Origin of the sequence: Streptomyces ortus, assembly GCF_026341275.1 — a bacterium.
GTDB lineage: Bacteria > Actinomycetota > Actinomycetes > Streptomycetales > Streptomycetaceae > Streptomyces > Streptomyces ortus.
The window spans coordinates 4890329-4914941 of record NZ_JAIFZO010000002.1; the positions used below are offsets into that span (position 1 = coordinate 4890329).

23 protein-coding genes are annotated in these 24613 nt (G+C 71.6%); 19 read left to right on the forward strand and 4 right to left on the reverse strand.

The annotated features are described in order from the left end of the window. The first annotated feature begins 289 nt into the window (after positions 1-289). Genes K3769_RS24965 through ccsB form a run of 5 tightly spaced genes read left to right on the forward strand, consistent with a single transcriptional unit; the run spans position 290 to position 5968 of the window. On the forward strand, positions 290-1540 hold the full coding sequence (locus K3769_RS24965) for a polysaccharide deacetylase family protein (RefSeq protein ID WP_267028563.1): 1251 nt from the start codon (positions 290-292) through the stop codon (positions 1538-1540). Between the two features lie 54 nt (positions 1541-1594). Next, on the forward strand, positions 1595-2218 hold the full coding sequence (locus tag K3769_RS24970) for a TlpA family protein disulfide reductase (protein WP_267028564.1): 624 nt from the start codon (positions 1595-1597) through the stop codon (positions 2216-2218). A 6-nt stretch (positions 2219-2224) separates the two neighbouring features. Continuing rightward, entirely contained in the window at positions 2225-2992 is a 768-nt protein-coding gene (locus tag K3769_RS24975) for a cytochrome c biogenesis CcdA family protein (RefSeq protein WP_267028565.1), read from the forward strand. Between the two features lie 4 nt (positions 2993-2996). Next, a complete protein-coding gene (resB, locus tag K3769_RS24980; RefSeq protein WP_267028566.1) occupies positions 2997-4850 on the forward strand; it encodes a cytochrome c biogenesis protein ResB in 1854 nt (617 codons plus the stop codon). Beyond that, the gene (ccsB, locus tag K3769_RS24985; RefSeq protein ID WP_267028567.1) at positions 4847-5968 is read left to right on the forward strand and encodes a c-type cytochrome biogenesis protein CcsB; all 1122 of its coding nucleotides are present in this window, start codon (positions 4847-4849) and stop codon (positions 5966-5968) included. The genes resB and ccsB overlap by 4 nt, the downstream gene beginning before the upstream one ends. Positions 5969-5997: 29 nt before the next feature. On the opposite strand, the gene K3769_RS24990 is transcribed toward ccsB, so the two are convergent. Then, the gene (locus K3769_RS24990; protein ID WP_267028568.1) at positions 5998-8247 is read right to left on the reverse strand and encodes a hypothetical protein; all 2250 of its coding nucleotides are present in this window, start codon (positions 8245-8247) and stop codon (positions 5998-6000) included. A gap of 434 nt (positions 8248-8681) precedes the next feature. Here K3769_RS24990 and K3769_RS24995 point away from each other — a divergent pair, with 434 nt between their 5' ends. From K3769_RS24995 to K3769_RS25010, 4 genes are all read left to right on the forward strand, one after another. Beyond that, positions 8682-9053 (forward strand): superantigen-like protein SSL4, encoded by a 372-nt coding sequence (locus tag K3769_RS24995; RefSeq protein WP_267028569.1) that lies wholly within the window; start codon positions 8682-8684, stop codon positions 9051-9053. 38 nt (positions 9054-9091) lie between these two features. Continuing rightward, the gene (locus K3769_RS25000; RefSeq protein WP_267031532.1) at positions 9092-9688 is read left to right on the forward strand and encodes a class F sortase; all 597 of its coding nucleotides are present in this window, start codon (positions 9092-9094) and stop codon (positions 9686-9688) included. A 143-nt stretch (positions 9689-9831) separates the two neighbouring features. Further along, on the forward strand, positions 9832-10323 hold the full coding sequence (locus K3769_RS25005) for an RNA polymerase sigma factor (RefSeq protein WP_267028570.1): 492 nt from the start codon (positions 9832-9834) through the stop codon (positions 10321-10323). Continuing rightward, positions 10307-10810 (forward strand): hypothetical protein, encoded by a 504-nt coding sequence (locus tag K3769_RS25010; protein ID WP_267028571.1) that lies wholly within the window; start codon positions 10307-10309, stop codon positions 10808-10810. Before K3769_RS25005 ends, K3769_RS25010 begins: the two co-directional genes overlap by 17 nt. Before the next feature lie 209 nt (positions 10811-11019). On the opposite strand, the gene K3769_RS25015 is transcribed toward K3769_RS25010, so the two are convergent. Next, a complete protein-coding gene (locus K3769_RS25015) occupies positions 11020-11391 on the reverse strand; it encodes a PLD nuclease N-terminal domain-containing protein (protein ID WP_267028572.1) in 372 nt (123 codons plus the stop codon). A gap of 111 nt (positions 11392-11502) precedes the next feature. On the opposite strand from K3769_RS25015, the gene K3769_RS25020 reads away from it, so the two are divergent. The 8 genes from K3769_RS25020 (at position 11503) to K3769_RS25055 (ending at position 18335) form a co-directional block, all read left to right on the forward strand. Further along, positions 11503-12963: a menaquinone biosynthesis decarboxylase gene (locus K3769_RS25020; protein WP_107020863.1), complete on the forward strand. Its 1461-nt coding sequence runs from the start codon at positions 11503-11505 to the stop codon at positions 12961-12963. After that, a complete protein-coding gene (gene mqnP / locus K3769_RS25025) occupies positions 12960-13862 on the forward strand; it encodes a menaquinone biosynthesis prenyltransferase MqnP (RefSeq protein WP_267028573.1) in 903 nt (300 codons plus the stop codon). The genes K3769_RS25020 and mqnP overlap by 4 nt, the downstream gene beginning before the upstream one ends. Before the next feature lie 75 nt (positions 13863-13937). After that, positions 13938-14612, forward strand: coding sequence for a UbiX family flavin prenyltransferase (locus K3769_RS25030; RefSeq protein ID WP_267028574.1), 675 nt, complete (start codon positions 13938-13940; stop codon positions 14610-14612). Positions 14613-14694: 82 nt separating this feature from the next. After that, the gene (locus K3769_RS25035) at positions 14695-15150 is read left to right on the forward strand and encodes an Lrp/AsnC family transcriptional regulator (RefSeq protein WP_107020870.1); all 456 of its coding nucleotides are present in this window, start codon (positions 14695-14697) and stop codon (positions 15148-15150) included. 68 nt (positions 15151-15218) lie between these two features. Next, entirely contained in the window at positions 15219-16382 is a 1164-nt protein-coding gene (gene mqnE / locus K3769_RS25040; protein ID WP_267028575.1) for an aminofutalosine synthase MqnE, read from the forward strand. Between the two features lie 199 nt (positions 16383-16581). Then, positions 16582-17115 carry a GNAT family N-acetyltransferase gene (locus tag K3769_RS25045; RefSeq protein WP_267028576.1) on the forward strand — a complete coding sequence of 178 codons (534 nt, stop codon included), beginning with the start codon at positions 16582-16584 and terminating at the stop codon, positions 17113-17115. Between the two features lie 102 nt (positions 17116-17217). Beyond that, positions 17218-17580 (forward strand): DUF4229 domain-containing protein, encoded by a 363-nt coding sequence (locus K3769_RS25050; protein ID WP_267028577.1) that lies wholly within the window; start codon positions 17218-17220, stop codon positions 17578-17580. An 83-nt stretch (positions 17581-17663) separates the two neighbouring features. Next, positions 17664-18335: a TetR/AcrR family transcriptional regulator gene (locus K3769_RS25055; protein WP_267028578.1), complete on the forward strand. Its 672-nt coding sequence runs from the start codon at positions 17664-17666 to the stop codon at positions 18333-18335. A gap of 69 nt (positions 18336-18404) precedes the next feature. Here K3769_RS25055 and K3769_RS25060 read toward each other — a convergent pair whose 3' ends face one another. Together K3769_RS25060 and K3769_RS25065 are read right to left on the reverse strand one after the other, a co-directional pair. Continuing rightward, the gene (locus K3769_RS25060) at positions 18405-19289 is read right to left on the reverse strand and encodes a MaoC/PaaZ C-terminal domain-containing protein (protein WP_267028579.1); all 885 of its coding nucleotides are present in this window, start codon (positions 19287-19289) and stop codon (positions 18405-18407) included. A 137-nt stretch (positions 19290-19426) separates the two neighbouring features. Next, entirely contained in the window at positions 19427-20791 is a 1365-nt protein-coding gene (locus K3769_RS25065) for a 3-oxoacyl-ACP reductase (protein WP_267028580.1), read from the reverse strand. A 284-nt stretch (positions 20792-21075) separates the two neighbouring features. Between K3769_RS25065 and K3769_RS25070 the strand changes: the two genes are divergently transcribed. Continuing rightward, positions 21076-22359, forward strand: coding sequence for an acetyl-CoA C-acetyltransferase (locus K3769_RS25070; RefSeq protein WP_267031533.1), 1284 nt, complete (start codon positions 21076-21078; stop codon positions 22357-22359). Positions 22360-22577: 218 nt separating this feature from the next. After that, the gene (locus K3769_RS25075) at positions 22578-24494 is read left to right on the forward strand and encodes an AMP-dependent synthetase/ligase (protein ID WP_267028581.1); all 1917 of its coding nucleotides are present in this window, start codon (positions 22578-22580) and stop codon (positions 24492-24494) included. The last annotated feature ends 119 nt before the right edge of the window (positions 24495-24613 follow it).

Genomic DNA, 24613 nt, shown 5'->3' on the forward strand with positions numbered 1-24613 from the left:
TGGGTGTGGGGTGCGCAGTTCCCCGCGCCCCTGGCCACTCAGGGGCGCGGGGAACGGCGCAAAAGCGTCCCCTCTCGCCGGGTCGGCTGTCCAAACCCGTACCCCGCCCCCTCGTGCCGCGAGCCCGTCAGACCTCGGCCCCCGGAGCGGTTCCGCCGCGTTCGTCACAGGTTCGCCATTTCGTGGGTGGCGAAATATCCGGGCCTGCGCGGGAACCCCCCTCTTCGTCGTCCCCTCTAACTCTGTGTCCAGATTGCTTGGGCGCCGAGCACGACGAATGGGGACGGAAATGCGCGACATCAGCCGAAGGGGAATGCTGGGGATCGGAGCCGGGGCCACCGCCGCGGCGGCCATGGGGATCGCCGGCTGCGGCACCGCTGTCGGAGGCGGCTCCCCCCACGTCAGCGATTCCGCAAAGCCTGGTGACAAGGGTGGCGGCCGTCCCGCCCGTCCCCTCGGTGACGGCTCCACCTCCTTCACCGGCAAGCAGCCCAAGCAGCCCGAGAAGCCCGTGCCTCTGCAACCCGGTGAAACCCCGCCACAGTTCGTCGTCTTTTCCTGGGACGGCGCGGGAGACGTCGGCAACGGCCTCTTCGAGCGTTTTCTGAAGCTCTCCGAAGAGCACGACGCGCGAATGACGTTCTTTCTCTCCGGGCTCTATCTCCTGCCCGAGTCGAAAAAGCGCACGTACCGCCCGCCGAACAACCCGCCGGGCGCGTCCGACATCGGTTATCTGACGGACGGCCACATCAAGTCCACGCTGAAGAACCTCCGGCGGGCCTGGCTCGACGGCCACGAGATCGGCACCCACTTCAACGGCCACTTCTGCGGTGGCACCGGCACCGTCGAGAACTGGACGCCCGCCCAGTGGCGCAGCGAGATCGACCAGGCGAAGGCGTTCGTCAAGGAGTGGCGCACGAACACCGGCTGGAGCGAGCAGGAGGTGCCCTCGCTGCCCTTCGACTACGAGAAGGAACTCGTCGGCGGACGCACCCCCTGTCTGAAGGGCCAGGACAACCTGCTGCCCACCGCCCGCGAGCTCGGCTGGCGCTACGACGCCTCCTCGCCCGGCGGCACCCAGGTCTGGCCGGACAAGAAGGAGGGCGTCTGGGACCTGCCGCTCCAGGCGATGCCCTTCCCCGGGCACACCTTCGAGGTCCTCTCCATGGACTACAACATCCTCGCGAACCAGTCGGTCAACTCCACCCAGGCCCCGCCCGCCAACTACCCGGCCTGGCGCAAGCAGGCGACCGACTCGTACATAGCGGGCTTCACGCGTACCTACGAGACCAACCGCGCGCCCTTCTTCATCGGCAACCACTTCGAGGAATGGAACGGCGGCATCTACATGGACGCCGTCGAGAACGCGCTGAAGCACATCGCGGGCAAGAAGGACGTACGCCTGGTGTCGTTCCGCCAGTTCGTGGACTGGCTCGACGCGCAGGACAAGGCCGTCCTGGAGAAGCTGCGGACCCTGGGCGTCGGGGAGGAACCGACCGGCGGCTGGAAGGCGTTCCTCGGCCAGGACAAGGCCGCCTGAACCCCGCGAGGGGGGTGCGCAAGATCCCCGGAACGGACATGCGAAACTTTTCACATGAGTGCCGCCAGCCGTGCCGTCCAGCGCACCGACCGGACCCGTAGCCGTGCCGCCGTACTGACCGGAGCGGCCGTCGCCGCGGCGCTGCTCCTGTCCGCGTGCGGATCCGGGGGCAAGTCCGGCGGGTCGGGTGACACCGGTTTCGTCACCGGCTCCGACGGCATCGCCACGGTCGACAAGGGCAGCCGCGCACAGGCGCCCGAGCTGTCGGGCAAGACCATCGACGGCAAGCAGCTCGACGTCGCCGACTACCAGGGCAAGATCGTCGTACTGAACGTCTGGGGCTCCTGGTGCGGCCCCTGCCGCCTGGAGGCCAAGAACTTCGTCAAGGTCTCCGAGGACCTCAAGGACCAGGGCGTGCAGTTCGTCGGCATCAATACCCGGGACACCAGCACCACCCCGGCCCGCGCCTTCGAGAAGGCGCACGGCGTCGAGTACCCGAGCCTGTACGACCCGACGGGCAAGCTGATGCTCCGGTTCGAGAAGGGCACGCTCAACCCGCAGACGATCCCCTCCACGCTCGTCCTCGACCGGGACGGGAAGGTCGCCTCCCGGTCGCTGTCCGCGCTCAGCGAGGACAATCTGCGCAAGATGCTCAAGCCGATCCTCGCGGAGAAGTGACCGCTCGTGTCTCTTCTCGTGGCCGCCGGCACCGACCTCAACCGGACCGTCCTCGACGGGGCGCTGGTGCTCGCCATCCCGATCGCCCTGCTCGGCGGGCTCGTCTCCTTCTTCTCCCCGTGCGTACTGCCGCTCGTGCCGGGCTATCTGTCGTACGTCACCGGCGTCAGCGGCACCGACCTCGCCGAGGCGCGACGCGGCCGGATGGTCGCCGGGGCCTCGCTGTTCGTGCTCGGCTTCACCGCCGTCTTCGTCTCCGGCGGCGCCCTCTTCGGCTACTTCGGCTCGACCCTCCAGGAGCACAAGGACACGATGTCCCAGGTGCTCGGCGTCCTCATGATCCTCATGGGGGTGTTCTTCCTGGGGATGATGCCCTGGCTGACCCAGCGCGAGTTCCGCTTCCACAAGCGGCCGGTCGCCGGCCTGGTCGGGGCCCCGCTGCTGGGCGCGCTCTTCGGGATCGGCTGGACGCCGTGCATCGGACCGACGCTCGCCTCCGTGCTGGCGCTCTCCTCCGACCAGGCGAGCGCCGGTCGCGGGGCCGTACTGACGGTCGCGTACTGCGTCGGGCTCGGCGTGCCCTTCGTCGTCGCCGCCGTCGCCTTCCGCAAGGCGCTCGGCGCCTTCGGCTGGGTCAAGCGCCACTATGTGTGGGTCATGCGCATCGGCGGCGGAATGATGATCGCGACCGGTCTGCTCCTGCTGACCGGCGCGTGGGACGGCATCGTGCAGGAGATGCAGGGCTGGTCCGACGGCTTCACGGTAGGGATCTGAATTCATGGGCACGACACGGGACACCGACGTGCGGACCGAGGGCGAGAACGGCGACCGGGCCGACAGGAACGGTACGGGGGACGCCGCGACGCGGGACGCCGGCGATCTCGGTGCCGCCGGGGCCCAGTTGTCCACCGCGCCCCGGGACACGGTCGTGCCCGGCTCCTTCGGCGGTACGCGCACGCCGGGCGCCACGGGCTGGCTCGCGTGGACCGGCCGCGAGGTCATCGGCTGGGCCCGTTGGATCTGGCGGCAGCTGACCTCGATGCGGGTCGCGCTGCTCCTGCTCTTCCTGCTGTCCCTCGGCGCGATCCCCGGCTCGCTGATCCCGCAGTCCGGGACCGACGAGACGAAGGTCGCCGACTTCCTGGCCCGGCACACCACGATCGGGCCCCTCTACGAGAAGCTCGGGCTGTTCCACGTCTACAGCTCCGCCTGGTTCTCCGCGATCTACATCCTGCTCTTCGTCTCCCTCATCGGCTGCATCGTGCCCCGCACCTGGCAGTTCGTCGGCCAGCTGCGCGGCCGGCCGCCGCGCGCCCCGCGCCTGCTGACCCGGCTGCCCGCGTACACGACGTGGCGGACCGGGGCCGCGCCCGAGGAGGTCCGGGAGGAGGCGCTGAAGCTGCTGAAGAAGCGGCGCTTCCGCGCGCACCTCGACGGGGACGCGGTCGCCGCCGAGAAGGGCTACCTCCGCGAGGTCGGCAACCTCGCCTTCCACATCGCGCTGATCGTGATGCTGGTCGCCTTCGCCTGGGGCCAGCTCTTCAAGTCCGAGGGCAACAAACTGATCGTCGAGGGCGACGGGTTCGCCAACACCCTCACGCAGTACGACGACTTCAAGTCCGGCAGCCTCTTCGACACGGACGACCTGGAGCCGTTCAGCTTCGTCCTGGAGGACTTCGAGGGCACGTACGAGCAGACGGGTCCCAACAAGGGCACGCCGCGTACGTACCAGGCGAAGGTCGACTACAGCGTGGGCGCGGACGGCAAGGAACAGAAGAAGACCGTCAAGGTCAACGAGCCGCTCGACATCGACGACTCGAAGGTCTACCTCACCGCCCACGGCTACGCGCCCGTCGTCACCGTCCGGGACGGCAAGGGCGACATCGTCTACCGGCAGGCCGTGCCGCTGCTGCCGCTCGACTCGAACGTCACCTCGACCGGCGCGATCAAGGTCATGGACGGCTACAAGGACGCCGACGGCAAGCGGGAACAGCTCGGCTTCCAGGCGTTCTTCCTCCCCGCGTACGGCGGCGAGGGCACCGCGGTGGTCTCGCAGTTCCCGGCGCTGCTGAACCCCGTGCTCAACCTCGCGGCGTACCACGGCGACCTCGGCGTCGACGCGGGCCTGCCGCAGAGCGTGTACCAGCTCGAAAAGAAGAACATGAAGGAGTTCAAGGACTCCAAGGGCAAGCAGCTGCGGGAGAACCTGAAGCCGGGCGAGACCATGCAGCTGCCGAACGGCGCCGGCTCGATCACCTTCGAGAAGGGGGTCAAGGAGTGGGCGAACTTCCAGGTCACCCGGCAGCCCGGCGCGGGCTGGGCCCTCGCCGGTGCCTTCGGCGCGATCTTCGGCCTCGCCGCCTCCCTCTTCATCCAGCGCCGCCGGGTGTGGGTGCGGGCCGTGACCGGCCCCGACGGGGTCACGGTCGTCGAGATGGCGGGCCTCGGCCGCAGCGAGTCCGCCAAGGTCCCCGAGGAGCTGGGCGTCCTCGCGGGCCATCTGTACGACCTGGCGCCCGGCGCACCCGACACCCCGGACCGACCGGAGAAGGACACACCGGATCAGCCCGAGAACGAGCACCCCACCCCCGAACCTCCCGCCGTACCTGCCGAAGGGGCTGAGACGAAGTGACTCTCGCCGCCGCAACCGACCTCTCCGCCGCGACCGACCTGGCCGCCGCGACCAACGAGCACCTCGCGAACGTCAGCAACACGCTGATCTACTCCGCGATGGCCGTCTACACACTGGCCTTCTTCGCGTACATCGCCGAATGGCTCCTCGGCAGCCGCAGCAAGGTCGGCCGTACGGCCGCCGCGCTGACCGCCGAGCGGACCGGCACGAAGCCGGCCGCACCGGCGGTCACCGTGCAGAACGCGGGCGGCACCGCCGTGCTGGAGCGGCCCAAGGTCGTCACACGGGCCGCGGCGGGCGCGCGGGACGTGCCGGACGGGCCCGGCGCGCACGGCGGTGACGAGCAGGGCGACCTGTACGGCCGGATCGCCATCTCCCTCACCGTGCTCGCCTTCCTCATCGCGTTCGGCGGCGTACTCGCCCGCGCCCTGTCGGTGCAGCGGGCGCCGTGGGGCAACATGTACGAGTTCAACATCACCTTCTCCACCGTCGCCGTCGGTGTGTATCTCGCGCTGCTGGCGATGAAGAAGAACGTCCGCTGGATGGGCCTCTTCCTGACCACCACGGTCCTGCTGGACCTCGGCCTCGCCGTCACCGTCCTCTACACGGCGAGCGACCAGCTGGTGCCGGCGCTCCACTCGTACTGGCTGTACATCCACGTCTCCACGGCGATCTTCTGCGGCGCGGTCTTCTACGTGGGCGCGGTCGGCACGATCCTGTACCTCTTCAAGGACAGCTACGAGAACAAGCTCGCGACCGGCGGCAAGCCCGGCCGGTTCGCCACCTCCGTGCTGGAGCGGCTGCCCGCCTCGGCGTCGCTCGACAAGTTCTCGTACCGGGTGAACGCCGCCGTCTTCCCGCTGTGGACGTTCACGATCATCGCCGGTGCCATCTGGGCGGGCGACGCGTGGGGCCGCTACTGGGGCTGGGACCCCAAGGAGACCTGGTCGTTCATCACCTGGGTCGCCTACGCCTGCTATCTGCACGCCCGTGCCACGGCCGGCTGGAAGGGCCGCAAGGCCGCGTACATCGCGCTCGCCGCCTTCGCCTGCTGGCTGTTCAACTACTACGGCGTGAACATCTTCGTCACCGGCAAGCACTCCTACGCCGGGGTGTAGGTCAGGTCTGGGGCAGGTCCAGGGCAGGTCTAGAACAGGTCCGGGGCCCGTCCCGCGGTCCGGCCGAGGCGGAGGGGGCGGCCGGACAGGGCGTCCTCGGGCCAGTGCACGGACGCCCGCAGCAGCGGCTCCACGTCCGTGGTCCGCAGCCTCGACAGCTGCCCCAGCTCGGACCGCAGCCGCTCGGCGACGACCGGATCGGGCAGCGCCAGCGGGTCGGTGACCTGCCAGACCCCGTACAGGAGCCGGCGTATCCGCAGATGCAGCGCGGTGTCCGCGCCCTCCGGCGGTGGCGGGCCGGCGCCGACGCGGCCGAGCGCGACCCGGGCGCGGGCGTCGTACGCGGCGCAGCCGTAGCCGTCCGGGGTGGGCGCGGGGTGGTACGGCGCCGACGCGAGGAAGACCAGTGCCCGCAGCCACGCCTTCATGCAGTGGCGGGCGAAGGTGTCGCGGAGATACGTGACGGCCGGTTCGGCGGCGCCGAGGGCGAGTTCGTGCTGGAGCCGGTAGAGCGTCCGCTGCTCCGCCGCCCCCGGACCGGCGCCTTCCCCGGCGTCTTCCCTCGGGCGGTCCGGCGCGGCCGGGAGGTCCGTGTAGTGGGCGACGAGCGTGCGGTGGGCGGCCTTCCAGGTGCCGTGGTCCGGTTCCCTGCGGTGCAGACCGAGGAGCAGCAGCGCCCGCAGGAACGGGTCGCCGACGAACTGGCCGGGGACCGTGGGCAGGCCCTCCTCGGCGAGCCGTGCCTCCAGGGCCAGGACCCCCACCGCGCCGAAGTCGCCGGGGAGCCGGGCCGCGGCCAGCGCGAACGCCGACTCGCGGTCGTGGGCCACGGCCAGCAGCGCCAGCTCGTCCCGGCGGCCGGCCGGCACCAGCCGGTCGAGAAGCTCACGGTAGGCGGGCCGCCCACCACGCGTCCCGCACGCCTCGTGTGTCTCGTGCGCCCCGCACGTCTCCTGTGCCTCGTGCGGTACGAGGTCCGCGGTGAGGAGTTCGCCGGGTGTGCCGGCGCCCCGGGGCAGGTTCTGCCGGGCGGACTCGGCGAACAGCGTCGTACCGAGCGGACTGCCGCGGGTCAGCCGGTGGGCGGCGCCCGGCAGCCGGGACGGTACGGCCAGACCCCGGCAGGCCGCCTCGACGACGCGCGGGGTGTCGTCGCGGGACAGCGGTGACAGCGGGACGAGCAGCGCCCGGGACGAGGCCGTGCCACCGGGCTGCCAGCCGCTCGTGCGGGCCAGCTGGGACAGGGGGCTGCGGGTCGCGTTGCGCAGGGCCGGATGACCGTGGCCGCGCAGACCGGCGAAGAAGGCCACCCGGTCGGCGATGCCGTCGGCCCGGTCCCGCAGCACCGCCGCGATCAGCCCGATGCCGGGCGCGGTCTGCGCGTTGTCGATGAGGACCACCGGACGCCCGGCCCGGTGCCCGCGCGGCAGCGACCCGCCGTACGCGTCGTCGAGATCGGCCAGCAGGGCCCGTACGAGATGGCCCTCGGCGTGGGTGCGGGCATCGCCGCCCGTCCTGAAGTGGCCGGAGAGCAGCAGGAGTCCGCGCTTGGGGCTGCCCTCGGCGTTCGGGTGGTCGCGGTACCAGGCGGCGGCCTTGCGCAGCCGGCGGTGGGTGGGCGAGACCCCCTCGGAGAACGCCTCCAGGGCGGCCTCGACGACCGGCTCGACCACCGGGCCCGTACCGGGGAGTGGGCCGGAGAGCGGGTCGGTGAGGCGGGCCGAGACCCGGCCGACCCAGCGGCTCCTGTGTCCGCCGGCCCAGGATCCCGCGGGTGCCCGTGCCCCCGCGGGTCCGCCGGTCCGGGATCCCGTGTCGTTCAGCAGCAGGATCCGTTCGGCCTCCCGGCGGACGCGGGGCACGTCCCGGTCGTGCCAGCCGCCCGCCGCCACGGCCAGCAGGCCCGCCGCGAGTCGTGGGAAGGGGATCCGCCCCGCGTCGGCCACCGGCTGCGCGAGCTGCTCGGCGAGCGTCACCAGCGCCTGTGCCACGGGCGACCAGACCTCGTGCGGCAGCCCCTCGGGAGGTCCCGCGAACAGGTCCGCCTCGCAGTCGATCAGCGCGAGGGGCGTCCGGCCCTCGTACGCGGCCCGCAGCTCCGCCAGCACCGCGCTCTTGCCGAGCCCGCGGGCCCCGGCGAACACCACGAAGGGGATCTCCGTCGGGTGTTCGCAGGGACTGGACCCGTGCTGGAACGGGCGCAGGCCGACGAGCCGTGGAGCGAGGCCGGGCGGCTCCGTGTCGAACAACGCCCCTCGGCCGTGCAGCCCTCTGCGCACCGCATCTCCCCCTGGGACCCCTCTGGTCCGGTTCTCGTAGAGGTGAGGTGTATCAACCATGGCCGGGTCAGGGGCCGTTGCTTCGGAGTGGACCGATCGATGTCCGCGGGCTTACGGAACTGTCGACACCGCCGACGGAGTCCGACCGGGCCCGACCGGTCGTCGCACACGGCATCCACCTCCCCCGGCCGGCCCTGCCGATCGCCGGCCAAGCCTAGGGGGATCGACCTGGGCCGCACGGGTGTCCGGCGACATCGGTGGCATCGCTCGTCGGGGCATCGGCCGGGGTGTCGGTGACTCCGGATGCGTGCCGTCGAAGGACTTTGCCTTCTCTTTACAACCCGGTCCGCCGCTGCCTCGTCTCTCCGCTCACCATCCGTAACGCAGCCGTCCGCCGTACCACCGTGCGGACGGACCGACGAGAGAGAGCCCCCATGCGCCGAACTGTCCTCAGCGCCCTGGCACTGGCGTGCACCGCCGTGCTGGCGAGCACGGTGCCCGCGTTCGCCGACGCGTCGTCCCCGAGCCCCGTCCCCGCCTCGGAGAAGCCGAGCGCCGAACCGACCACGGCCCCGGCCCCGGCCGAGAGCAAGACCCCGGCCACCGGGTCGAGCGCCGCGCCGACCCAGGCGCCCTCGGACGCCGAGGTCTCCGTCGTACCGAGCGGCGCGCCCGACACCGGTGAGGTGCCGACCGGTTCGTCGTCCGGTGGCGACGGCGCCCTGATCGGCACGGGCGCCGCCGCGTTCGCGCTGAGCGGTGCGGCGGTCTACGTCGTACGCCGCCGACGGGCGACCGGGGCGTGACCCTGCCGCCGTCCAGGCGCGCCTTCGTCACCGCGGCGATGGCCACCCTGCTCGTGGGCTGCGGCGGGGGAGGGGGCGGCGTGCGGGACGGGGCCGCCCCCGACCGCGGCGGCGAGAGCTCGTCACCGCCCCCGCGGTCCACCGCCACCGGGAAGAACGTGCGTGCCCTCGCGCGTTCGGTGCCCGTCGGGCTGCGCATCCCGGCCATCGAGGTCGACACCCCGGTGATGAAGCTGGGGCTGGCCCCGGACGGCAGCGTGGAGGTGCCTCCGATCGAGGCCGACGACCGGGCGGGCTGGTACGGCCACTCGCCGACGCCCGGCCAGAAGGGCCCGTCGGTGATCCTCGGACACGTCACGGTCGGCTCGTACGGGGACGGTGTCTTCCGCGATCTCAAGCGGCTGCGCCGGGGCGACCGGATCGAGGCGCGGCTGGCGAACGGCACGGCGGCGCAGTTCACCGTCAGCGCCGTACGGACGGTCCCGCAGGCGAAGTTCCCGACGGACGACGTGTACGGCGACGTGGGCCGGCCCGAACTGCGGCTCATCACCTGCGGCGGCCCCCGCAGCGGTGACGGCTACCGCGACAGCGTGATCGTCTTCGCCGAGCTGAGCGGCGGGAGCGGGAGCCCCTGACCCGGCGCCCCGCACGTCCTGGATTCCGGACCGACGGAACCGTATGCCGCCGGTCCGGGATCCTTCCCCACGAGGCACCCGAGACCCCCCGGGGGCCGGCCCCGACGGGCGGCCCCACAGATGTCGTCACGACCTGGAGAGCGTTGAAACGGTCCCGCGAGGAGGCAGCGTCCGCGCTGTTCGCCGCCCTCTACCCGCGCCTGGCCGGCTGGTGCCGCCGGCTGGTCGACGACGACGAGACCGCCCACGAGATCGCCTCGGAGGCGTTCACCCGGCTCTGGGCCCGCTGGACCTCCGTGGCCGAACCCCGCGGCTTCCTCTACGTGACCGCCGCCAACATCGTCCGGGACCACTGGCGCAAAATGGAGCGCGAACGCAGGGCGGTGCGCCGTGCGACGGCCGAGGCCGCCGTCCGCCCGGAGACCGAACAGAGCGACCCGTCGGTGCGCCTGCTCGTACAGTCGCTTCCGGAGCGGCTGCGCGTTCCGATCCTGCTGCACTACTACGCCGACATGCCGATCCGGGAGGTGTCCGCGCTGACCGGGCGCAAGGAAGGAACCGTCAAGGCCGATCTCCACGCGGCCCGCGAACTGCTCCGCGCCCATCTGAGGAGAAGCGTTGATCACACACTCTGACGACGGCCCGGACTTCGACCCCGACGACCCGCTCGCCGTCATCCTGCGGCCCGCCTCCGACTACCTCGGCCCGCCCCCGGGCCGGTTCGAGGCGATCCGGCGCGGCGCCGCCCGCCGCCGGGTGCTCCGTGCCGCGGCCGGGGCCGGTCTGCTGTGCGCGGTCACGGCTCTCGTCGTGCTGCCGGTCCGGCTGGCGGCACCCGACCGGCCCGTGTCCCCGATGGTCCCCCTCGCTCCGCCGTCCACGAGCGGTCCTCCGGCCTCGCCCACCCCGTCGCAGAGGCCGTCGACCGGGCGGAGCGAGTCCCCTGCCGGCAAGCCGACCGAGGAGAGCAGGAAGCCCCCGGTCACGGGCCCCGACGCGTCGACGGGGCCGTCCGCGGCCGTCCCCGGCAACGCGCCGTCGGACTCGCCGTCAGCCGGTGCGGCACCCACCACGGCGCCGTCCGAGAAACAGATGCCGACACCGACGCCCTCCGCGAAGTGACGGTATGTCAGGTGTGAGCCGCACTCCCGGGGTGGGGCCGGCCCCACCCCGGGACCGGTAGGCCGCTTCATGGCGGCGGCGGGCGGGCGGCGGCACAGTGGAAGAACTTCGACAGCAACCGCTCCGCGTACCACGCAGGCGTTCTGCCGGCTGGCCGGATCCGCCGGGAGCTGATCCCGCGCCGTGCGCCGCCCGCCCCCGGCGGACCGTCAGGACTTCGGCGGAGCGGCGTCCTCAGGACCCTCGCCGCCGCCGTCGTCCTTCTTGTCGCCCTTGTCGTTCTTGTCGTCCTTGTTGTCCTTGGTGTCGTCCTTCTTCTCGTCCCTGAGGGACTTGAGGAAGTCCGGGTTGTCGTCGGGCGCGACCCAGCCGCCCCGGCGGGACGACGAGGCGCCGCGCGGGGTGCGGACCCGGCCGACGATCAGCCACGAGATGGAGCCGACCAGCGGGAACAGCAGTACGAGGATCGCCCAGAGGGGCTTCGGGATGTAACGGACGTCCTTCTCATCGGTGGTGATGCAGTCGATGAAGGCGTAGATGCTGAGTGCCAGCGGCACCAGGATCATCAGCACCCGAAGCATGCGGTGGTTCCCCCTGCTGTGGAGATGCGTACAGAAGCATTCGTGGCCGTCGGGGCCGGTCGGGCGCCCCCCTTACAGAGCCAGCGTATCGAGTAGCCGATACTGGAACGCATGGCTTACGACGATCTTCGCTCCCTGCTCCGGGCGCTGGAGCGCGAGGGCGACCTCCAGCGCATCAAGGCCGAGGTGGACCCGTACCTGGAGGTCGGGGAGATCGTCGACCGCGTCCAGAAGGCGGGCGGCCCCGCGCTGCTTTTCGAGAACGTACGCGGATCGGCGATGCCGCTGGCGATGAACGTCTTCGGAACGGACCGCCGCCTGCTCAAGGCGCTCGGCCTGAAGTCGTACGCCGAGATCAGCGAGAAGATCGGCGGACTGCTGAAACCCGAGCTGCCGCAGGGCTTCATGGGGGTGCGCGAGGCCTTCGGGAAGCTCGGCGCCATGACGCACGTACCGCCGAAGAAGGTGAAGTCCGACAACGCCCCTGTGCAGGAGGTCGTGCTCACCGGCGACGACGTCGACCTGGACGCCCTGCCCGCGCTCTTCACCTGGCCGCAGGACGGCGGGTCCTTCTTCAACCTCGGGCTCACCCACACCAAGGACCCCGAGTCCGGGATCCGCAACCTCGGTCTCTACCGGCTGCAGCGCCACGACAAGCGCACCATCGGCATGCACTGGCAGATCCACAAGGACAGCCGCAACCACTACGCGGTGGCCGCGCGCCGCGGCGAGCGGCTGCCGGTCGCGATCGCCTTCGGCTGCCCGCCGGCCGTGACGTACGCCTCCACCGCGCCGCTGCCCGGCGACATCGACGAGTACCTCTTCGCCGGGTTCCTCCAGGGCAAGCGGATCGAGATGGTCGACTGCAAGACGGTGCCGCTCCAGGTGCCCGCGCAGGCCGAGGTCGTCATCGAGGGCTGGCTGGAGCCGGGCGAGATGCTCCCCGAGGGCCCCTTCGGCGACCACACCGGCTTCTACACGCCGCAGGAGCCGTTCCCGGCGCTGACCATCGACTGCGTCACGATGCGCAAGCGCCCGCTGATCCAGTCGATCGTGGTCGGCCGGCCGCCGACGGAGGACGGTCCGCTGGGCCGCGCGACGGAGAGGTTCTTCCTCCCCCTCCTCAAGATCATCGTGCCGGACATCGTGGACTACCACCTCCCCGAGGCGGGCGGCTTCCACAACTGCGCGATCGTCGCGATCGACAAGAAGTACCCGAAGCACGCCCAGAAGGTGATGCACGCCGTCTGGGGCGCCCACATGATGTCCCTGACCAAACTGATCGTGATCGTCGACTCCGACTGCGACGTCCACGATCTGCACGAGGTCGCGTGGCGCGCGCTGGGCAACACCGACTACTCCCGCGACCTCACCGTGGTCGAGGGCCCGGTCGACCACCTCGACCACGCCTCGTACCAGCAGTTCTGGGGCGGCAAGGCGGGCATCGACGCCACGCGGAAGTGGCCCGAGGAGGGCTACACGCGCGACGGCGGCTGGCCCGAGATGGTCCTCTCGGACCCGGATACGGCGGCGAAGGTCGACCGCCGCTGGAAGGAGTACGGACTCTCGTGAGCAGCGCATCAGCGGCGATCCCGCAGCCCGGGCGCACGAAGGCGTTCCTGCGGCTCGTCATGATCGAGCACTCCGTCTTCGCGCTGCCGTTCGCGTACATCGCGGCGCTGACGGCGATGTTCCTGACGGACGGCAGCATCCAGTGGGGCCGGCTGCTCCTCGTCACCGTGGCGATGGTCGGGCTGCGGACCTTCGCGATGGCCGTGAACCGGATCATCGACCGGGAGATCGACGCCCGCAATCCGCGTACGGCCCAGCGTGAGCTGGTCACCGGCGCGATGTCGGTGAAGCACGCCTGGACGGGTGCGCTGGTGGCCCTGGTGTTCTTCCTCGGCGCGGCGGCCCTGCTCAACCCGCTCTGCCTGGCGCTGGCCCCCGTCGCGGTGATCCCGATGGTGGTCTACCCGTACGGCAAGCGGTTCACGAACTTCCCGCAGGCCATCCTGGCTCTCGCCCAGGCGATGGGCCCGATCGGCGGCTGGCTGGCGATCACCGGCGAGTGGTCCTGGGACGCGGTGATCCTCGGCCTCGCGGTCGGCATCTGGATCGGCGGCTTCGACCTGATCTACGCCTGCCAGGACGTGCGCACGGACCGCGAGGTCGGCGTGAAGTCGGTACCGGCGCGCTTCGGTGTCCCGGCCGCGATCTGGGGCGCGCGCGGCTGCCACGCCGTGACGACCGGCCTGCTGGTCTGGTACGCGCTGGCCACCGACGCGGAGGTCTTCTTCTGGCTGGGCCTGCTGATCGTGGCGGTCGCGTTCCTGTACGAGCACACGATCGTCCGCCCGACGGACCTGTCCCGCCTGAACCGGGCGTTCTTCCAGGTCAACGGTTTCATCGGCATCGCGCTGTTCGTGTGCGCGCTGCTGGACCTGCTGGTGCGGGGGCTCACGGTCTGAGCGACGGCACGCTTCGGCACCCGCCCCCGCGCCACCGGTCCTGAGTCAGTGGCGTCGCGCCGGTAGGCTCAAGGTGTGAACGCAGGAGAAACAGAGCGTCGGCCTTGGATCGTGGGGGTCTCGGGTGCGTCCGGAACGCCGTATGCCGCCGCCGTGCTGCGTGCCCTCCTCGCGGCCGGTGAGAGCGTCGACCTCGTCGTCTCGCGGGCCTCGCGGCTCACGCTGCTCGACGAGACCGGGATCGGTTTCCGGGACGCCCACTGGCAGGACGATCTGCGGGAGTGGCTCGGCCGGGGGGCCGACGGCAAGCCCGGCACGTTCGCGGTGGACGTCGACGCCGTACGGCACTGGAGCGCGGGGGACCTGGCTGCGGGCCCCTCCTCCGGCTCGTACCCCTCCAAGGGCATGCTCGTCGTGCCCGCGTCCACGGCGTGCGTCGCCGGGGTGGCGCTCGGCCTCTCCAAGGACCTGCTGCAGCGCGCCGCGAGCGTCGTCCTGAAGGAGAGGCGCAGGCTGGTCGTCGCCGTCCGGGAGACCCCGCTGAACGGGCAGACCCTGCGGCACCTGGTGACCCTCGACGACGCGGGCGCGACCGTGCTGCCGGCCTCCCCGGCGTTCTACGCGGGGGCCACGCACATCCAGGACCTGGTGGACTTCGTCGCCGGGCGCGTGCTGGACGCGGCGGGCGTCGGGCACACGCTCTACCGCCGCTGGGAGGGCGAACTCGGCGGCGGCTCCCGCACCACCTGAGCACAGCGGTACCAGAGCAACCCGCAACGCGGCAGTAGGCACCCATCACTTCAGGAACTTTCAGCGGAAGGCTATCGATCGCATGGACGCGGTGGACAGGCAGCTCATCCAGGCTCTCAGGGAGAACGGCCGGGCCTCCTACGCGGAGCTGGGACGCCTCGTCGGACTCTCGGGGCCCAGCGTCACCGACCGCATCAACCGGCTGGAGGCGGCCGGTGTCATCACCGGCTACCGCGCGACGGTCGACTCGGCCTCGCTCGGACTCGGTGTCATCGCCCTCATCGGCATCTCACTGTCCGACGCCGCCGACCACGAGGACGTGGCTCGCCGGATGAAGGACCTCGGCGAGATCGAGGACTGCTGGTTCATCGCCGGCGACGACTCCTACATGCTCAAGGTCCGGGCGTCCGACGTGGACGGCCTGGAGCGGACCATCCGCCGGCTGTCCGGGACCAAGGGCGTCTCCAGGACCCGTACCACCATCGTGCTCTCCACGAAGTGGGAGAACCGGGTGGGCGAGCTGCCCGAGGAGGAGTAGTCCGGGCCCGGGAGTACGGTTGGCAGAGCTTGTCGCAGGTCACGCAGGTCACGAGGAGAGGTACACGCATGGACGTCGGGCTCAAGCGCGAGCTGGAGGACAAGGTCCGGGCCGGTGAGCGGCTGACCCGCGAGGACGGCATCGCGCTCTACGAGTCGGACGACCTGGCCTGGCTGGGCGGGCTCGCCCACGAGGTGCGCACCCGCAAGAACGGTGACGTCGTCCACTTCAACGTCAACCGTCACCTCAACATGACGAACGTGTGCACCGCGTCGTGCGCCTACTGCTCGTTCCAGCGCAAGCCGGGCGAGAAGGACGCGTACACGATGCGCATCGAGGAGGCGGTGAAGCTCGCCAAGGCGATGGAGGGCGAGAACCTCACCGAGCTGCACATCGTCAACGGGCTCCACCCGAACCTGCCGTGGCGCTACTACCCGCGCTCGCTCAGCGAACTGAAGAAGGCCCTCCCGAACGTCTCCCTGAAGGCCTTCACCGCCACCGAGATCCACCACTTCGAGACGATCTCCGGGCTCAGCGCCTCCGAGATCCTCGACGAGCTGATCGACGCGGGGCTCGAATCCCTCACCGGCGGCGGCGCGGAGATCTTCGACTGGGAGGTCCGGCAGCACATCGTCGACCACCGCACCCACTGGGAGGACTGGTCGCGCATCCACCGCCTCGCGCACGAGAAGGGTCTGAAGACCCCGTGCACGATGCTGTACGGGCACATCGAGGAGCCCCGCCACCGGGTGGACCACGTCCTGCGCCTGCGTGAGCTGCAGGACGAGACCGGCGGCTTCCAGGTCTTCATCCCGCTGCGCTACCAGCACGACTTCGTGGACATGAAGGACGGGAAGGTACGCAACCGGCTGCAGGCCCGTACGCAGATGGCGACCGGCGCGGAGGCCTTGAAGACCTTCGCGGTCTCCCGGCTGCTCTTCGACAACGTGCCGCACGTCAAGGTCTTCTGGGTCATGCACGGCGTCCAGACCGCGCAGCTCGCGCTGCAGCACGGGGCGGACGACATGGACGGGTCGGTCGTCGAGTACAAGATCACGCATGACGCCGACAACTACGGCACGCCGAACAAGCTGACGCGGGAGGATCTGCTCGACCTGATCCGCGACGCGGGGTTCCGGCCGGTGGAGCGGAACACCCGGTACGAGATCCTTCGGGAGTACGAGGGTGCGGATGCGGGGCGGCGGGAGGCGCCGCAGCCGATGCGGTTCTGAGTCTCCTGGGCTCCGCCCCGAGGATTGCGCAGTTCCCCGCGCCCCCAGGCACCTGGGGGCGCGGGGAACTGCGCGTATGGGGGCGCGGGGGCGGAGCCCCCATACGGTGACGGTGGGGGAGGGCAGGGGCGGCGGGGGCGAGGGAAAGCGTTTCAGGAGCCACTTGAGTCACGGCCGGGGTAATGATTAGCCTGGCCGCATGGCCCTTACGTTCGAGCTCGACCCCTCCGTCGACCTCACCCTCCGCGACGGAATACTCGACCTCTGGGCCGACGTGTCCAACGCGGGCGGCTCCGTCGGCTTCGTACCGCCCGTCTCGCGCGAGACCGTACGGCCGGAGCTCGTGAAGCACTTCACCGCGATGGCCGAGGGCCGCACCCGGCTGCTGGTCGGGCGCGACGAGGACGGCACCGTCGCCGCGACCGCCTTCCTCGCCCACAACACCCACCGCCTGATGGCGCACTGGCTGTGGCTGTACACGGTGATGGTGCATCCGGGGCACCAGGGCAAGGGCTACGGCCGCGACCTGCTCACGGCCGCCGCCGACGCCGCCCGGGGTCTCGACGGCATAGAGGCGATACGGCTCACCTGCCGGGGCGGCGAGGGCCTGGAGCGGTTCTACGGATCGTGCGGCTACAAGGAGGTCGGCCGCGTACCGGACGCGATCAGGGTGGCGCCGGGCGACGACCGGGACGACATCACGATGCTGCTGCCCCTGGGCCGCCTCGACTGAGGCCCGCGCACACCCCCGCACCCCCCTACAAGATCGTGGCACGCCCGTGCTTCACTGGACGGTGCCCTTTGGGAACGTTCGGAACGGGAAGAGTGGATTGAGATGCTCCGCTACACACTGATGCGCCTGGGGATCTTCGTGGGCTGCCTCGTGGTCGTCTGGGGCCTCGTCCACTTTGGCGTCGCGCCGCGCGGCCTCGGCGACTCCAACGGCATGTGGGTCGTCATGCTGGCCCTGGTCGTCTCGGCGCCCATCAGCTTCGTGGTCCTGCGCAAGGAGCGCGACCGCGCCTCGATCCAGGTCGTCGAGCGCGTCGACCGCATGAAGTCCAACCTGGAGGCGAACCGCAACCAGGAGGACGACGCGGCGGACGCGGCACCGCTCAAGACGTCGACCGAGGCGTCGGCCAAGTCGTCGACCGAGGTGGCGGGCGAGGTGTCCGGCGCCCGGAGCCGGACGGCCTGAAGACGACGGCCCGCCGCATCAGGACCCCACGGCGGGCGCACCTCGCCCCGGCGTAGCCGCCGGCAGAACATACTCTTTCCTGTATGGGTGCAGTGAAGAGCAAGCGGATGCCCCGTGCCGTGCGCGAACAGCAGATGCTGGACGCGGCCGTACGGACCTTCGGGCAGCGGGGCTACCGGGCCGCCTCGATGGACGAGATCGCCGATCTGGCGGGCGTCTCCAAGCCGTTGGTCTACCTGTATCTGAACAGCAAGGAAGACCTCTTCACCGCGTGCATCCGGCGGGAGGCCGCCGCCCTGACCGCGGCGGTGCGCGCCGGAGTCCGTCCCGGCCTGCCCGCCGACCGCCAACTCTGGGAAGGCCTGCGGGCGTTCTTCACGCACACCGCGCAGAACCCGGACGGCTGGGCGGTGCTGCACCGTCAGGCGCGTACGCACGGGGAGCCCTTCGCCGCCGAGATCACCGCGATGCGCGAGGAGATCGTCGCGTTCGTCACCCAGCTGATCGTGGTCGCGGCGCGGGAGGCCCACCGGAACCCCTCGCTGGCCGAGCGCGAGGTCGCGGGCCTCGCGGAAGCCCTCGTCGGCGCCGCGGAATCCCTCGCCGCCTGGGCCAACGCCACCCCCGGAACCTCCGCCCGGCAGGCCGCCGCGACCCTGATGAACTTCGCGTGGGCGGGCCTCGGCAACCTGATGGAGGGGCAGCCGTGGGCGGAGGCCCCGGAGAGCGCCGGGACGCCCGGGCCGCGACCCTGACTGCATAGTCCTCAACGCATATTCACGAGACCCCTGACATCAAGGATCCTGTGCAGGGTGCCGCCCTCTTCAGGTGAGCGGCAGTACTTCCCCCGTCAGATGCAGCCGGCCGCCGTCGCCGGCCCCGCGCAGCTCGAAACGGCTGCTCCTCGCGCCGTACGACACCCTCCCCGGCAGCAGCACCGGCGCTTTGAACTCCGCCCGTATACGGGCCGCTTGCGGGGTACCGCGCTCGGCGAGGCAGCGCGCCACCGTCCACATGCCGTGTGCGACGGTCCGGGGGAAGCCGAACATCCGGGCGGTCAGGGGGTGCAGATGGATCGGATTGCGGTCTCCGGACGCGGCTCCGTACCGGCGCCCGACATCCTCCGCGAGCTGCCACCCGGCGAGTACGGGCAGCGGCTCGGGCTCCGCCGCGGCGGTCTGCCCGGGCGGCCGGCCCGCGACGGCGTGCCGTGCCAGATACGTACTGCGTGACTCCCAGACGAGTTCCCCGGCCGCCCGCACCTCGGTCACGACGACGGCCTCGGTGCCGCGCCGGTGGGGTATCAAGTCATCGACGCACACGGCGAGTTCGTACTCCCCGGTGGCCGTGAGCGCCTTGCGCTGAGTGATCCCGACAGACGTGTGCACCAGGCCGAGCAGCGGCAGCGGGAACGTCCGCGCGCTCATCAGCCGCATGGCCGCCGGGAAGCCGAGCACATGCGGATACGTCGGCGGCAACTCGTCCGCCCCGACCCCGAATCCGCAGGCCCGCTCGTACGCGGCGAGTCTGGCCAGATCGACCCGGACACCGGGGAGGACCAGCCGGATACGGACCGCGGTGACTCCGGCCCGGGGCCGCTTGAAGGGGAAGAGCACCGCTCCCCGGGCCAGCAGGGGCCACAGGGACGGCGACCGGCCGAGGGTACGCGTACGGATCCCACTGTTCACGACATCCACCAGGTCACCCATCTCCAACTCTCCTCCACAACAACCCCGCCCCCTTTGCCTTCAGGGGCGCGGGGAATGACGCAGTCTTTGGCTTCTGCCTTCCAGGGGCGCGGGGAACGGCGCACCCCGGCCGCAACCGCCCGCCCCCAGGGGACCGCTCACGCACCCAGAAGACTCTGCCCGCACACCCGCACCACCTGCCCGTTGACCGCCCCCGACCCCGGACTCGCGAACCACGCCGTCGTCTCGGCGACATCCACCGGCAGCCCACCCTGCGCGAGCGAGTTCATCCGCCGCCCCGCCTCACGGATGAACAACGGCACCGCCGCCGTCATCCGCGTCTCGATGAAGCCGGGCGCGACGGCGTTCACCGTCACCCCGTACTCCGACAGCGCCCGCGGCCCGAGGGACCGTACGAGCCCCACGATCCCCGCCTTGGAAGCGGCGTAGTTCGTCTGGCCCGCGTTGCCCGCGATCCCGGCGATGGACGCGGTCGCCACGACCCGCCCGCCCGGCCGCAGCGTGCCGCCGGACAGCAGCGCGTCGGTCGTGCGCAGCACGCTGGCGAGGTTGACGTCGAGCACCGAACTCCACCGCTCGGCAGGCATGTTGACCAGCCGCCGGTCCCGCGTGATCCCCGCGTTGTGGACGAGGACGTCCAGCCCCTCGGGCAGCGCGTCGGCGATCCGCGCCCCCGCGTCGTCCGCCGTGATGTCCAGCGCGAGGGCGACCCCGCCGAGCCGTGCGGCGACCGCGTCCAGGTCGGCCCCGGCGGCGGGCACGTCCAGGCACACCACCCGCGCCCCGTCCCGCGCGAGCGTCGCGGCGACGGCCTCGCCGATCCCGCGCGCGGCCCCGGTGATCAGGGCGGTCCGCCCGGCGAGCGGCCTGCCCCAGTCCGCGGGCGCCCCCACGACGCCGGAGCCCGCACCCGCATCCGTACCCCCACCGTCGCCGACCTCGATCACCTGCCCGCTGACGTACGCCGACCGGGGCGAGAGGAGGAAACGGAACGTCGACTCCGCCGCGCGCGCGTCCGTGAGCCGTACGAGATTCACGGTCCTGCCCCGCCCGATCTCCTTGCCGAGCGACCGTACGAACCCTTCGAGGCCCTGCTGCACGGCGGCCCGGTGGTGGTCGGCGGGGTCCGGGGGCGACCCGAGCACCACGATCCGCCCGCTCCCGGCGACGGACCGGACGACGGGGTGGAGCGCCGCGTGCACCTCGGCGAGCGAGTCGACGTCATGGACACCGGTGGCGTCGAGCACGACGGCGACCGGGTTCTCCGTGCCCAGGTCCAGGGCCGAGCCGGCCGGTACGAGGTCCAGGTCCAGCCCCGCGAGGGCCAGCACGGGGGCCAGGTCCAGGTCGGACTTGCCTGCCGTGAGGTGCAGCAACCGGCCCTGCAGGGTGGGCTGTTCGGCGCTCCACCGCCGTAGCCGCGCCGGTTGGGGCAGGCCGAGCCGCCGGGTCAGGAGGCGGCCGGGCGCGGTGCCGGTGAAACTCAGATAGCGGTCGGCCATGGTCCAGCTCCCAGCTCGTCGGACGCGCTCGGCCGAAAGGGCACGGGCGCAGGCTCGCGCGGGCGCCCCTCCTGCTTACTCTGGAGTAAGGTTACCCGAGGTAATGCTACGTCACCGTGAGGGAGCAGGTCGAGATGAGCCCCGCCGAACCCAGCCGCGCACCCCGGCCGCCCCGCGCCGCCGAACCCCTCGCCCCCGCCGAGCCCGCCCCCACCGTCGGATCCGCTGCCGCCGCCGAGCCCGCCCCCGTCGCGGGATCCGCGCCCGCCGCCGGGCCCTTCCGGATGCCACAGCCGCGCCGCGTCGCGGTCGTCGGCGGTACGCGCATCCCCTTCGCCCGCTCCGACGGCCTGTACGCCACCGCCTCCAACCAGGAGATGCTGACCGCGGCCCTCGACGGCCTCGTGGAGCGTTTCGGGCTCGAAGGGCCGGGCGCGGTGGGGGAGTTGGTCGCCGGAGCCGTTCTCAAGCACAGCCGCGACTTCAACCTCGCGCGCGAGACCGTGCTCGGCTCGCGGCTCGACGCCCGCACCCCCGCGTACGACATCCAGCAGGCCTGCGGCACCGGCCTCCAGGCCGTGATCGCGGCGGCCAACAAAATCACCCTCGGGCAGACCGAGTCCGCCGTCGCGGGCGGCGCGGACACGGCCAGCGACGCCCCGCTCGGCGTCAACGACCAGCTGCGGCGCATCCTCCTGGAGGTCCGGCGCGCGAAGTCGGCGGGCGCCCGGCTGAAGGCGCTCGCCCGCGTCCGCCCCGGCCACCTCGTCCCGGAGATCCCGCGTAACGCGGAGCCGCGTACCGGTTTGTCGATGGGGGAGCACGCGGCGGTCACCGCCCGGACCTGGGCCGTCACCCGCGAGGCGCAGGACGAACTGGCGGCGGCCAGCCACCAGCGGCTCGCCGCCGCCTACGAACGCGGCTTCTTCGACGACCTCGTCGTACCCTTCCGGGGACTGGCGCGCGACCAGAACCTCCGCCCCGGCTCGACGGTCGCCGAACTGGCGTCACTGAAGCCCGTGTTCGGCGTCGACGGCCCCGACCCCACCATGACGGCGGGCAATTCGACGCCCCTGACCGACGGCGCGGCCACCGTGCTCCTCGCGAGCGACGCGTGGGCGTCCGGGCGCGGCCTGACCCCCCTCGCATATCTGACGGCGTACGAGACGGCGGCCGTCGACTTCGTGGCGGGAGACGTGGTCGGAGGGGGAGCCGGCGGGGAGGACGGGCTGCTCATGGCGCCCGCCCACGCGGTGCCGCGCATGCTTGAGCGGGCCGGGCTCGGCCTCGGCGACTTCGACTTCGTCGAGGTGCACGAGGCGTTCGCGTCCCAGGTGCTCGCCACCCTGGCGGCCTGGGAGAAGCAGGGGCTCGGCCAGGTCGACCGGAACCGCCTCAACGTGGCGGGCTCGTCACTGGCCACCGGCCACCCCTTCGCGGCCACCGGGGCGAGGATCGTGGCGACCCTGGCGAAGCTGCTCGCGGAGCGGGAGGGGCCCGGCCGCGGCCTGATCTCGATCTGCGCGGCGGGCGGCCAGGGCGTGACGGCGATCCTCGAACGCCCCTGACAGATGCGGGTCCGCCGCCGGGCGCGCCCGGCGCCGTACCCCGCCCCGGGGGCCCGGATGCGGCACCCATCCATGCCCACATCCTCGGCAGAAGATGAACAACCGTCCGAACGCGCACGAACCTCTCACTCTTGTGCACACAAGCCCCCCGGTTTCCCGGGTGAACCTGCCCCCTCACGGGTCCGTAATGGGAGAAGTACGAGAGTAAGGAGCCGTCCGTGTCCCGCGATCCCTCTTCCCGATCCCACCCCGCCCTGCCGGAACCCGAGATCAGGCGGCTGGACGGGGTCGTACGAGAGGTCGCGGTCCCGCCGCTGATCCTCCCCGTGACACACGGCTCGCTCGCGGACATCCCGTTCGACAACGCGGACCAGGTGCCGAACGCCCCGGTGCTCAGCCGCAAGGGCCCCGACGGCAGCTGGCAGGATGTCACGGCCGCCGAGTTCGCCGAGCAGGTGCTCGCGGTCGCCAAGGGGCTGATCGCCGAGGGCCTGATGCCGGGCGACCGGCTCGCGATCATGGCGCGTACGACGTACGAGTGGACGCTGCTGGACTTCGCCGCGTGGGCCGCGGGCCTGGTGACCGTCCCCGTCTATCCGACCTCGTCCGTCTTCCAGACGCGCTGGATCCTCCAGGACTCGGGCGCGGTGGCGATCGCCGTCGAGCATGTGTCGCAGGCCGCCGCACTCGGCCCCGAACGCGACCGGCTGCCCGACGTCCAACACGTGTGGATCTTCGAGAAGGGGCACACGGACCGGCTCGCCGAGCTGGGCCGGGGCGTCCCCGACCAGGAGGTCGCCGTCCGCCGCGGGGTCCTCGGCCCCGACTCGCTCGCGACGGTCATGTACACCTCCGGCACCACCGGACGCCCCAAGGGCTGCGCGCTGACGCACGGCAACTTCTTCGCCGAGGTCGACAACGCCGTCGAACTGCTCCACCCCGTCTTCAAGTCCACCTTCAAGGAGCCCGCCTCCACCCTCCTCTACCTCCCGCTCTCGCACGTCTTCGGCCGGATGGTCGCCGTCGCGTGCATGCGGGCCCGGGTACGCCTGGGCCACGCGCCGAGCATCCGTACGGAGGAGCTGCTGACCGACCTCGCAGGCTTCAGCCCGACCTTCCTGCTGGCCATCCCGTACGTGCTGGAGAAGGTCTACAACAGCGGGCGCGCGACCGCCGAGAGGATGGGCCGCGCCGCCTCCTTCGACCGTGCCGCCCGGGTGGCCCGCCGCTACGGGGAGGCGCTGGAGGCCCAGCAGCACGGCACGGGCTCCGGACCGAGCGCGAAACTCAGGGCGGCCCGCGCCGTCTACGACCCCCTCGTCTACCGCCGTATCCGCGCGGCCCTCGGCGGCAAGGTCCGCCAGGTGGTCTGCGGCGGGTCCCCGCTCGGCCGCCGCCTCGCCTCCTTCTACGCGGGCGCCGGCATCCAGGTGTACGAGGGCTACGGCCTCACCGAGTCGACGGCCGCGGCGACCCTCACCTACCCGCACCGGCCGCGCCTGGGCACGGTGGGCTGGCCGCTGCCCGGCACCCGGGTGCGGATAGCCCAGGACGGCGAGGTCCTGCTGAACGGGAACCAGGTGTTCCGCGGCTACTGGGACCCGCAGGCGGGCGGAGTGGTCCCGGCCGCCCAGGACGGCTGGTTCGCCACCGGCGACATCGGCGAGCTGGACGACGACGGCTACCTCACGATCACCGGCCGCAAGAGGGACATCCTGATCACCACCAGCGGCAAGAACGTCGCCCCGGCACCGCTGGAGGACTGGCTCCGCGCCCATCCCCTCATCAGCCAGTGCGTCGTCGTCGGCGACAACCGCCCGTACGTCACCGCGCTGGTCACCCTGGACGGCGAGGGCATGGCCCACTGGTGCCGGATGACCGGCAGGACGGAGGTCCCGACGGCCACGCTGGTCGGCGACCCCGACCTGCTCACCGTCCTCCAGCGGGCGATCGACGACGCGAACCGCCTGGTCTCCCGCGCGGAATCGATTCGCCGCTTCACCGTGCTGCCCCTCAACTTCACGGAGACGGCCGGCCATCTGACCCCGACGATGAAGCTGCGTCGGGCGGTGGTGACCCGGGAGTTCGCCGGAGAGATCGAGACGATGTACGACGGGGCACTCGGCAGCGAGTAGCCGAGACGGAAAGCGCGGGCAAAGGGACGCGAGAAAAGGCAGGAGCCCCTGCACCTGACGGTGTGGGGCTCCTTGGGTCTTGCTTCTAGGTTCCGGATCAGAGTGCCGGGCTCGGGGAG